Genomic DNA, 11,989 nt, shown 5'->3' on the forward strand with positions numbered 1-11,989 from the left:
TTCTCCGATAACCGACGGCTCCACGCGGTAACTGCGATAATGACATCGCGAGCAGAGCGTTTACCGCGGGAATATTTTTGACACTATCAGAAAGGTACCACAACGACGACATGATGATCCCGCTCGTCGTTCACCAGCGGGATCATGCTGTGCCGACGCCCTGCCCGGCCTACGCTTGTGTCAGTGACCCGGGCACCATCCAGCGTCACATGACACAGCTGGTTCGGTTGTTCGCCGTTGCACCTGACGTTGATGTGGTAGACGGTCTCGCGATAACGATAATGGATTGTGTACGCATCCCAATGGGTCGGTACGCAGGGTGCAATGATCAGGTGATCCTTTTCCAGCTTCAGGCCCAGAAGGTTTTCCAGGGCCAGCCGATACATCCAGCCCGCCGCCCCGGTGTACCAGGTCCAACCGCCCCGGCCCGTATGCGGCGGCGCGCCGTAGACATCCGCGCACATAACGTAGGGTTCGACCTTGTAGATCTGCATGGAATCCGGCTCACTGCTGTGATTGATCGGGTTCAGCATGGTGAAAAGCTCCCAGGCACGCTCCCGGTCACCCAGCTTGGCGAATGCCATCGTGGCCCAAATCGCGGCATGGGTATACTGGCCACCGTTTTCGCGCACACCGGGAACGTAGCCCTTGATATAGCCGGGCTCAAGGGCTGATTTATCGAAGGGCGGATCGAGCAACTGAATCAATTGCGCATCCCGGCGCACCAGGCGTTGGTCAACCGACGCCATCGCCTGGCGAGCACGTTGGGGATCGCCACCGCCCGAGATCACCGCCCAACTCTGGCTGATCGAATCAATCTGGCATTCGTCGTTTTCGGAGGAGCCCAGGGGCGTGCCATCATCAAACCAGGCGCGCCGATACCAGTCGCCGTCCCAGGCATTGGCCTCGATGTGTCCCACGAGCTGTTCGGCCTGAGTGCTGCACAGCTCGGCGAAGGCTGTGTCGCCCTGCTCATTCGCAAGACGGGCAAACTGCTGCAGATTCTCGTATAGAAACCAGGCCAGCCACACACTCTCACCCTTGCCGTGCAGGCCGACCAGATTCATGCCATCGTTCCAGTCACCACAGCCCATCAGGGGTAACTGATGGGCACCAAAACGCAGCCCGTGCCTGATGGCACGCACACAATGCTCGTAGAGGCTGGCCGATTCCGCCGATCGCTGGGGCTGGTCGTAGTAGGCCTCTTCGTCGGGATACAATTCGCGTCCCTCCAGGAAGTGCACTGGTTCATCGAGAACGCCAGTATCGCCGGTCGCCAGCACATAACGGCAGGTGGCATAGGGCAGCCAAAGATAGTCATCGGAAAAATGCGTGCGCACACCTTGCCCCCTGGGCGGGTGCCACCAGTGTTGTACATCGCCCTGGATAAACTGGCGCCTGGCGCAGCGGATCAACTGCTCACGGGCAAGCCAGGGTGTGGCATGGATCAGCGCCAGAGTATCCTGCAACTGGTCACGGAAACCATAGGCGCCCCCAGACTGATAATAGCCACTCCTGCCCCAGAGCCGGCATGACAGCGTCTGGTAAAGCAGCCAGCCGTTGACCAGCACGTCCATCGCTGGGTCCGGTGTTTCCACCTGCACCGCACCCAAGGTATGGTTCCAGTATTCCTCGACCGACGCCAAAGCTCGCCGGGCACCTGCCGGCCTAATGAAGCGCTGTATGAAGTGCTGTGCTTCATCCGTGTTGCTAGCCACGCCGAACACGAACACAATTTCACGCTCCTGCCCGTCGGCCAACTCAATTTGCGTTTGCAGTGCGGCGCAGGGGTCCAGCCCCGCACCAACCCTGCCCGACAGACGCGTGCGGTGCAACGCTGCCGGACTGGCCAGGGAACCGTTGCGACCGATGAACTCACTACGATTGCCCGTCAGTGTATGCACGTGCTCGCCGACTCCGTCATGGTCGACGTGGGCGAAAACGACTCGGTTGGCGCACTCACGACCATAGGCGTTGCGTGCAAACAGTGCACCGCTATGGGGGTCCTTCTCGGTCACGATGTGCATCAGATTGGCGTGGCGCCACTCACCGAGCACCAGTTCCCAATATCCAGTGAGTGATATGCGGCGAGGTCGTCCGGAATGATTGCGCAGCTTGAAGACCACAAACTTCACCGGTGCGTCCATGGCAACGTAGGTGAACAGTTCCGAGTAGATACCGGCTTCGTCGTGCTCGAATACGCTGTAGCCAAACCCGTGCCGGCACACATAACCTGAACCGTTCTGGTTGATGGTTGGCGCGGGCAATGGCGTTGGCGACCAGAACACACCGGTGTCCTCATCCCGGATATACAGCGCTTCGCCGCTGCTGTCGCTCAACGGATCATTGTGCCAGGTGGTCAGACGGAATTCGTGGGCGTTCTCCACCCAGGTATAGGAACCACCGCTCTCACTAACGACTGTGCCGATGTGCGGGCTGGCGATAACATTGACCCAAGGCGCCGGCGTGGTCTGGCCCGGATCGAGGGTAATGACGTATTCACGCCCGTCAGGCGTAAATCCGCCCAGGCCATTGCAGAATATGCGCTCGCGAGCTGGCAGAGCATACTTACGTTCCGTTGTCGGCTCAACAACGGTTTGCGCCAAAGGAACGGGACGATCCGGCACACGCTCCACCAGCGCACGGCGCCCGACCTGCTCAGCCAGGGTCTCAGCGGTATCCGTGATGACTACACGTGCGACCGTCATGAACAGAACACGATCCTCTTCGGATAGCTCATCCGCTCGCCGTACAAAGACTCCGCCCGGCTTGTGGGCGAGTTCCGCCTCCGGGCCAGTGTTGATCAGGCCTATGATCTGATCGTGCAAAACGGCTCGGTAACCCGAAAAATCTTCATTCAGAATCACCAGATCCGCACGCAGGCCCTTCATCCGCCAATAGGCATGGGCTCGCAACATCTGTTTGACCAAATCAATGCGGTTAAGATCTCCGATGCGCAGCAGAACGATCGGCAGATCACCCGAGATAGAAAAGCGCCATAGTCCGGACTGTCCCAGTTGATTACGGGCAATGACGCTGGGCGTTGAGCGGCGTAACGCATTTGCGTAGATCACCGAACTGGCCAGCCGGGCATAAACCTGCGCATCGGCTTCCGTCGTGTTGATAAGATGCAGAACTTCCTGGCTTTGGCACCAGGCCATTTCAAAGGCGCGTTCGATGAAATGCTTGTCGCAGTATTTCTCAAGCAGCGCCAGGGCCGCTTCTCGCGTGTATGCGACACCGGAGATGAACTGTACAGTGGCGGATTCGTCCGGCTCCAGCGTGAGTGTACTGCGGATTGCCACGATGGGATCGAGCACCGGACCAGCCGTATTTGACAACCGCTGGGTCTCGTTAATGGTCAATTTTCTATTCCCGGGAGACGATTTTTCACGGCTATCCAGCTTCAAGGGATTGGCAGCGGTTCGGCCCCGCCCGATGAATCGGCTGCGATCGGTCTCGTACGACGGCGCGTCGGCATTCGCACCGGATGCCGCGAACAGGTGGAACATCCAGGGTGTATGTTCACCCGGTGTGCGTGGCCGCCGTGTGCAGAGGATTGCTTGTCGGTCTGGCAAAATTTCGGTCTGCACGAACAAATTACTGAAAGCCCGATGGGCAAGATCGGCGTTCAGAGGCGCCAACACAACCTCAGCGTAACTCGTCAGCTCAATGTGGCGGATTCTGGACGACTGATTGGTAAGAGTGATCCGGCGGATCTCGACGTCGTCTTCGGGCGATACGCTGATTTCGGTGTGGGCGTCAATCGCCTCATCACGGCGTCGATATTCAGCACGCGCCTGGACAAATATCGCCTCGTAATGATCGGCTTTGCGCAGAGTAGGCTGATGCGCCGTTGACCAGTAATGCCCCGTGTCGCGATCGCGCAGGTAAATGAAGGTGCCCCAGTTATCGGCCGTGGCGTCCTCGCGCCAGCGGGTTACCGCAAGATCATGCCAATGGCTGTACCCGCCGCCGGCATGGGTCGCCATAACATGATATGTGCCGTTGGATAACAGATGGACTTCAGGCAGAGGTGTATTCAGATCGGTGAAGACTCGCATTATCGCGTCATCTTCCGCTGCGGAAGGACGAGCGGCAGCACTGACTTCCGAAGCATGTGGCTGCAAGGTGGCACCCTGCTTCGGCACCCGTTCCTGCAGCAATAACTGCGTCGCCCGCGCCAGTGGGTCGGACATAAAACGGCGCTGCATAGGCTGATCGAGCAATAGATGCTCAAAGGCCAGCAGGCTCATGGCCTGATGATGCGCCATAAAAGTACGCACGACGGCATGCTGCTTGCCCCGCGGTACCCGCGAAGGCGTGTAATCGATCGCTTCGTAGAATCCGTAGGTGCCAAGAAAGCCGTTCCCCGCCAATATCTGCAGATTGCGACAGGCCTCCAGCGGCATCACCATCAGCGCCAACGCACTGGCGTAGGGCGCAATGACCAAATCGTCCCCAAGCCCACGTTTGAGACCCATTCCGGGTACGCCGAACGCCCGATACTGATAAACCTGGTGCATATCCGTGGCGTTATAACAGGACTCCGAGATGCCCCAGGGCACGGCACGCTGCCGGCCATATTCGATCTGGCGCGACACCGCAGACTTGCAGGTCTGATCCAGTAACGTGTTCTGATAACTCGGCATGATCAACTGCGGCATTAGGTACTCAAACATTGAGCCGCTCCACGAAATCAGGCTCACGTCGCCACCATGGATGGTCAACAAACGCCCAAGTGCGAACCAGTGTTTCTGTGGCACCTGGCCCTGGGCGATGAGCAGAAAACTGGCCAGCCGGGCCTCGGACGCCAGCAGGTCGTAGCACGCTGGGTCGCGACGTCGTTCGCCCACATCGTAGCCAATCGTCAACAGGCTGCGGGCGGCATCGTAGAGGAACTCAAAATCCATCACGGCCAGTTCGCGGCATCGATCTGCAAGATCATCAATACGTCGGAGGCGTTCCACCGCGCCCTTGTAACCTGAATGCCCTGCCCTGGCCAGGGCCGACAGTGTCGGGATGGTATCGAAAAGCCCAGGGTCCGGAGCCATACCGCGAAGATCGCCTTGCAACGCAAGGGACTGTTGGTCGAAAGCCCGTGCCCAGTAATAGAGTTCACCATTACTATCGGTATCGCGCGGCAACCAGGCAATCAGCCCCCCTTCCATACGATGAAGCTGATCCAACGCGCTGTCAGCGGCAACCAGTGTCTGAGGTTGTCCATCGAGAGTGAGCGCGTGCAGGGTGTCCTGAAGAAGCCTGATCTTGTCTGCAAGCTCTTGGCTAAGTGTCACCGGTGCGTGTTCTGCAAGGACCTGCAGGGTATCCTGTAACCCGTGAAACGCATTCGCCGCCAGTATCGGCGCGTCTTTCAACTCGGCCAGCCCCGCCTGCAACGTGAGCAGGCTGCCGGCCAGGTTACCGCTGTCCACCGACGACACATAGTGTGGCCGCAGCGGTTGCAGAGTGCGGGTGTCGTACCAGTTATAGAAGTGGCCACGGTAGCGCTCCAGCCTTTCCATTGCCGTCAGCGTGTTCTCGATCAGGCGCAGACATTCACCGGCGTGAATGTACCCGAAATCGTACGCTGCCAGATCGGCCAAAAGCGCCATACCCATATTGGTGGGCGAGGTACGGAAGGCAATGGCCGGCTCGGGATATTCCTGAAAGTTATCGGGGGGCAGCCAGTTTTCCAGCGGAGAGACGAAGTCTGCAAAAAAACGCCAAGTGCGGCGGGCCGACGTGCGCAGGAAAACCCGCTGCTCAATCGTCAACTTCGGCTCTGGCGTCAGTAGTGGCGTACTGATCCACCAGCCGACGATGGGCGACAGCAGCCACAGCAACAAGGTGGGCGCCCAAACCATCCACTCAGCCGAACGGGTTTGCCATAGGGCAATAGCCAGCAGCACCGACAAGATCGGCGCGACCCACATTTCTCTTAAAAAACCGCTCAGTGTTTTGCGCGCATTGCGAATCCCATAGGATCTTAGCTGCCAAAGCAGCAAACCGCGTTGAGTAAACAACATGCGTATACCCGAGCGCAGGATCGCATCCAGGCAAATCTGCGCTTCGTAGGGCAGCATAATCCAGGCAAGCAGGGTTACTGTGAGCGGACGAAGCGCGGATTGGCTGGCCAGAATCAAATGCTGCCGCCAGCTAAGCTCTTCAGGCTTACGGATGAATTGAATCAGAATCCCCAAGAGCGTCGGCACAAACACTAGGCCGGCGGCCAGCAATAACCAGAACCACGCAGGTCCCGGCCCCAGTAGCCAGCCGCCCGCCAGCAAAATCAGCAGCGCCGGAGACACAAGACTGCGGCGCAGATTGTCGACGATTTTCCACCTCGACAAGGCGGATAGCGGGTTTGGCTGCCGCTTTATTCCCGGCCCGGGTACCCGAGGCCACAACCAACCGGTAAGCTGCCAATCGCCGCGCATCCAACGATGCCGCCGACTGGTCTCCTGAGCGTAACTGGCCGGATGCTCTTCAATAAGGTCAACATCTGTTACCAATGCTGAACGCGCATAGCCGCCTTCCAGCAGGTCATGACTTAGAATGAGATTGTCCGGAAATCGACCATCGACGGCCTGGCGAAACGCATCCACATCGTAGATACCTTTACCGATGAACGACCCCTCTGCGAAGATATCCTGATAGACGTCCGATATTTCGCGGGTGTAGGGATCGATACCCGCTTCGCCCGCGAACAGTTTGGTAAATCGTGACTGGCCAGCACTGGTAAGGCTGATCGAGGCGCGCGGCTGCAGAATCGCGTAACCCTCGACGACGCGCCCCTTGCCCGCATCGTAGACCGGCCGATTGAGCGGATGCGCCATATTACCGACCAGTTTGCGTGCGGCGTCGCGCGGCAGTTGGGTGTCAGTATCCAGAGTAATGACGTACTTGATCGAGCCCAGGATGGATGGATCACCGATTGTTTCCGAAAATGCCGCTTGCCCCTCCCCCCGCAGCAACGCATTGAACTGCTCCAGTTTGCCGCGTTTACGTTCATGCCCCATCCATACCCGCTCAACGGCGTTCCACACTCGAGGACGATGAAACAGATAAAAAATGCATGGACGATCGTCGTTGTAGGTCGCGTTGAGCGTATCGATTGCAACACGCGCGTATTCAAGCAGCGATTCATCCTCGGGCAAGGTGCATGTGGACGCGTCACGGAAATCCGTCAGCAGGGCAAAGAACAAATTGCGATCACGATTGCCGAGATAACGGATCTCCAGTGCCTCGAGCAGATCATCAATTTCCTGCGTTCGGTCGAGCAACGTGGGGACCACCACCATAGTGCGTTCGCTATCTGGTATGCCTTTGGGGAAATCCAGACGTGGCAACGCTCGCGGCGGCAGGAACATCGTTACCACTCGGTTTACCAGAGAGACGGCCAACGCCGAGCCACCGATCAAGCCCATGGCAGCGAATAACCAATAGCGCCAGTCCCCCGGTACACATCCGCCAAAAGGAAACTGCGCCAGCACTGTCATCACGGCGGTAAGCAGCAGAATCGAACTGGCATACAGCAAGAGGCGGTGACGCCGGCACGCCCGTCTGACTCGCGTTTTCCGGGACAAACAGCAGCCGACAGACTGTTCCAGACAGTGACGACCCCGATCGATCAGATAGTAGCCGACATGGGCGCTTCGATCGTCCGGACCGAGTCGTTTCAAGGCCTTATGAGAGAGGGCAATGGCTTCGCGTGCCACTTCCCACTCTCGGTGGGGGCTAACTCTCGCGATGTCCTCAATAGCATGCCGATAGCGATCGCGGGTGGCGAAATCCTGGTGAGCGTATGTGTCTGCCGGATCTTCTCGCAAACTCTTTTCGACAGCGCTGAGTGACTCGACGAAATCCTTCCAGTCCGTCGCACCGATTAAGCGCAGACTGCCGATGCTGTTGGCGATGGATACCTGGTTGGCTGCGGCTGTTCGGCTGGCGGCTTGTGACAACTGGATTGCAGTCACGCCTTGTTCGTGCAGCTTTTGTTCGACCCATGCCTGCACAAAAGCCATCGTGGACCCCTGCACCTGGAGCCTTGCGTAAAACTCCTCCACAAAGGGGGCCGTCAGCGGCACACTCGCACTGGCAAACTCGGCCAGCAAATGAACCAGCCGCCCGGGTTCGTTTTCAGCTGTCGTGAGCATGCGATCCGCCCAGATGATGGCGACATCGAGATCTTCGCGTCGACGCGCTATACGCACCGCCACACGGCGCAGGTTTTCCAGCAGCGCCAACTGCAACATAATCGGGAACGCCCACAACTCGCCGAGTTGCAGCGGTTCAGCGGTCTGGTAGGCGGCGACGAACTGGGTGGTGTTGTCGATATCGACGCGACCGTCCATGTGCGAAATCAGTTCCAGGGCCAGATCATAGATGCGCGGAAAACCGGCAGACGATCCCACCGCCAGCCGCGGCAATTGCCGGCTGTAGCCACGAGGAAGGTGCCGGCGAGCCAGGTTGATCTGCTGTTCGATGAGATAGAAATTGTCGAGCAGCCAGGCTTCCGACGGGACGATTCTATGTCCGGGCATGACGGCGGCGGTTACTACGTCGTAAGCCACCAACAGCACGCGCGCGTTGTCCGCCAGTCGTGGCAGCAGTCTGTCGGGCCCCGGGCGCGGATCGATTCCATGCTGTGCGGCCAGCGTAACCGCGTGGCGCTTGAGTTGCTCGATACTGAATAGTTCCGCACGTAACAATTCCGTATCCCGATCATTGAACGGAAGGTTCGGCGTGCGTGCGGTAAATCCAATATCTATGTTGCCTATGAGATTCTCCTGGTTGTAACCCGCCTGGAATATCTTGATTCTTACTCAACGAGCGCCTTCCTGGTGCGCCTTATCACATTTCTTCATGAACCTGGCCATAGGCCAACATCGCAAACAAACCTGTACCACCCAGAATGTTGCCGATGAGTACCGGGGCAATATGGTAGATAAAGGCGGTAAAAATATTCATTTCCCCGTTGAGCACCAGAGTGAAAATTTCGTTTGACCCGGCAATGACGTGGGTAAAACCACCCGCCGCGATCAGCCAGGTAAACAGGACGATAACCAGCTCTTCGGAGCCCTTCGCCGAAGGCAGCAGCCCAGGCTTTCAATCAAGGTCAGGTAGGGGTGATCTGAGCCCAGATTAGAGCGGATAATTCCCTCGGCGAGGACCGAGGTCGAAATCCCGACCCCCGCTGCCAAACCAGACCACCAGAGTGAAATTTTCGGGCGTTGTAGCTCGTCTTCGCCCTCGCGTAAGATGATGGAGTAGAGCGTCAGCGGCGATAGGTGGTGATGTTCGGCGACGGTATCGCGTTCTTTCGACGTCAGTGACTTTTCGGTTGACGTGGGTGTCTGTTCGCGGGCTTCACGATCCTGGACCTTGGCGCGAGTCTTTTGCTCGTCCTCGGCTTCTTTGGCTTTCTGTTCGGAGGAAGTGTCCCGATTGGCTTGCCCGTCACTCATTTAACTGTCCTTTGGCCATCCAGAAACGCTTGTGTTACTGCAAGATCTAGTCTGCCGGAAAGTTGTCTTCAGTGATTATGATAGCCTAGATTCTGCCATTCAAGCGGACGGCTAACGGATGATGTCGATGGTTTCAACGGAACACAATATCGTTGCCCACCGGCCTTGCTCTTGATGTGAATCAAGACGTCCGCGTGCAATATGTGAAATTTTGATATGGCAATATTTGGTATTCGTAGCTTTGCACCCTCAAAGGAGAGCGTGTCATGAAAGCATTGGCATTTCATGGGCCTGGTAAACGCAGCTGGGAAGATAAGCCGCAGCCGGCGATCGAAAAACCCACGGATGCGGTAGTCCGCATCACTCATACCACCATTTGCGGCACCGACCTGCACATCCTAAAAGGCGATGTGCCCGCCGTAGAAGTAGGTCGCATCCTGGGTCACGAAGGGCTGGGGGTGGTGACGGAAATCGGTGACGGCGTAAGCAACATCCAGATTGGCGACGAGGTGCTGATATCCTGCGTCACTTCCTGCGGTCGCTGCGACTATTGCAAGCGCGGCGTCTATTCTCATTGCCGCGACGGAGGCTGGATTCTCGGTCATCTAATCGACGGGACCCAAGCCGAGTATGTACGCATCCCCCATGCGGACAACAGCCTCTACGTGTTGCCCGAAGACATGGACCGCGCTGCAGCTGTCATGCTCAGCGATATCTTGCCCACCGGACACGAAATTGGCGCCCTGAACGGCGAGGTCAAGCTCGGTGACACTGTGGCCATTGTCGGGGCTGGCCCTATAGGACTGGCGGCACTGATGACCTCACGCTTCTACTCCCCAGCGCGAATCATCATGATTGATCCGGACGAGAACCGCCTGGCCATGGCCAAGCTGCTCGGCGCCACGGACACCATCGCCAGGGACCCAATCGAGGCCATCCACAAAATGACCGATGGTGAAGGCGTGGACGTGGCTATGGAGGCAGTAGGGGTCCCCGAAACCTTTGATATCTGCCAGAGCATTGTTCGCGCGGGCGGTCATATCGCCAACATCGGCGTGCACGGCAAGAGCGTCGAATTCAAGCTGCAGGACTTGTGGATCAAGAACATCACCCTACGCACCGGCCTGGTGAATACCAACACCATTCCTGTGCTAATGCGGGTGGTCGAAAGTGGCGGCGTCAAGCCCGAGGAGCTGGTCACGCATCGCTTCAAACTCGACGATATCGAAAAGGCCTACGATATTTTCAGCGAAGCGGCAAAGGAGCAGGCCATCAAGATGCTGTTGACGGTCGAATGAGGATTAAAAGCTAGCGAAAGACAGCACCCTGCTGCCCAGATCCGCCCTGTTACCGTTATGCCGGAAGATCCGGCGTAACGCTGAGACAGAAGACTTATTCACGCCCCCCCGGTTATACTCTTCGCCCGTAATTCGGGCCAGAACTGGGCGAGAACCCTGGGTCAGTATTGGGCAGTCATCAACCGCTAGGAACCCCTCTTGCGAATTCTCTTTAATCACAACATCTCCGGCGCTGCGGACCTGATCGACCTAATGCGTCGCGCCCGGCCAGACCTTCACGTTATTGCGACCCATGAGCGGCGCGACACCCCAATCGCCCTGGCGGCGGACCAACTATTGCCCGAGCCGGCCGAGACCCGGCTGATGAGCCCGGACGCCTATGCCGACTGGCTACTGCAGGTAGCCCTTACAGAGAGGGCGGAGTTGGTTCTGCCTTATCGGCGACGTGAGGAGCTGGCCGGGTTTCGGGACTGGTTCAGCGCGCGCGGGATCCGGCTACTGACCGCCTCAGACTCAAACACGATGGGGTTTCTCGAGGAGAAGCCGGCATTTCTTGCCCGAATGGAGACGGCTGGCGTTCCGGTCACTCCGTTCAGGCGCTTCGAGGGGGCAGAAGAGTACGAACGTCTGCGCGGGGAAGGCGAAATCTTCCCAGATCACCCGGGCCAGCTGTGCGTAAAGCCTGCGTCCGGCATTTACGGGGCCGGCTTTCGGATAATTCGAGACGAGCTGCCGGCCATGACCCCACTTTCCGGTCTATCGGCGCTGGAACTGCCGGACGTTGCCTTCCGGGCATTGCTCGGAGCACTGCACCGGCCAGAGCCAATGATGCTGATGCCGTTTCTGGAGGGCCCGGAACGGAGCGTCGATTTCTCTTGCCATGAAGGGCGCCTGCTCGGGACGGTGACCCGGATCAAAGCGGGGACTTCGCAGCGGCTCCGTCATGACACCTACGGTGAGGAGCTAGCCCGATTCGTCACGCAGACATTCAGACTGACGGGCATACTGAACCTACAGACAATTGAGGACACGGCCGGAACGCAAAGGCTGATGGAAGTGAACACCCGTGCCTCGGGTGGGATCGGAATGACCGGGCTAACAGACGTTAACCTACCTGCACTCTTGCTTGACTCCATCGCCGGAGTAAGATCGGATTTGCCGGCACGGGTCACCAAAGAGGTGCAGGCGGGCCGGCGCGAGCTGTTCTGGGGAGTTTAAGAG

General features: G+C 58.2%; 5 protein-coding genes. 2 read left to right on the plus strand and 3 right to left on the minus strand.

Translation table 11 applies throughout. From position 1 onward, the window contains the following. Positions 1-86: 86 nt before the first annotated feature. The 3 genes from MELB17_RS19460 to MELB17_RS24065 form a co-directional block, all read right to left on the minus strand. Positions 87-8,714 (minus strand): GH36-type glycosyl hydrolase domain-containing protein, encoded by an 8,628-nt coding sequence (locus tag MELB17_RS19460; RefSeq protein ID WP_007352054.1) that lies wholly within the window; start codon positions 8,712-8,714, stop codon positions 87-89. Between the two features lie 142 nt (positions 8,715-8,856). After that, on the minus strand, positions 8,857-9,102 hold the full coding sequence (locus MELB17_RS26570) for a formate/nitrite transporter family protein (protein WP_413540301.1): 246 nt from the start codon (positions 9,100-9,102) through the stop codon (positions 8,857-8,859). Further along, positions 9,045-9,470 carry a hypothetical protein gene (locus MELB17_RS24065; protein WP_007352056.1) on the minus strand — a complete coding sequence of 142 codons (426 nt, stop codon included), beginning with the start codon at positions 9,468-9,470 and terminating at the stop codon, positions 9,045-9,047. Before MELB17_RS24065 ends, MELB17_RS26570 begins: the two co-directional genes overlap by 58 nt. Before the next feature lie 266 nt (positions 9,471-9,736). On the opposite strand from MELB17_RS24065, the gene MELB17_RS19470 reads away from it, so the two are divergent. Then, positions 9,737-10,768: a zinc-dependent alcohol dehydrogenase family protein gene (locus MELB17_RS19470; RefSeq protein WP_007352057.1), complete on the plus strand. Its 1,032-nt coding sequence runs from the start codon at positions 9,737-9,739 to the stop codon at positions 10,766-10,768. 198 nt (positions 10,769-10,966) lie between these two features. Further along, positions 10,967-11,986 (plus strand): ATP-grasp domain-containing protein, encoded by a 1,020-nt coding sequence (locus MELB17_RS19475; protein WP_007352058.1) that lies wholly within the window; start codon positions 10,967-10,969, stop codon positions 11,984-11,986. Positions 11,987-11,989: the final 3 nt, after the last annotated feature.

This window comes from Marinobacter sp. ELB17 (assembly GCF_000169375.1).
Lineage (GTDB): Bacteria > Pseudomonadota > Gammaproteobacteria > Pseudomonadales > Oleiphilaceae > Marinobacter.

Coding starts and splice junctions, on each gene's coding strand:
- MELB17_RS24065 (WP_007352056.1), bottom strand. CDS start 9,470: ATGAGTGACGGGCAAGCCAATCGGGACACTTCCTCCGAACAGAAAGCC.
- MELB17_RS19470 (WP_007352057.1), top strand. CDS start 9,737: ATGAAAGCATTGGCATTTCATGGGCCTGGTAAACGCAGCTGGGAAGAT.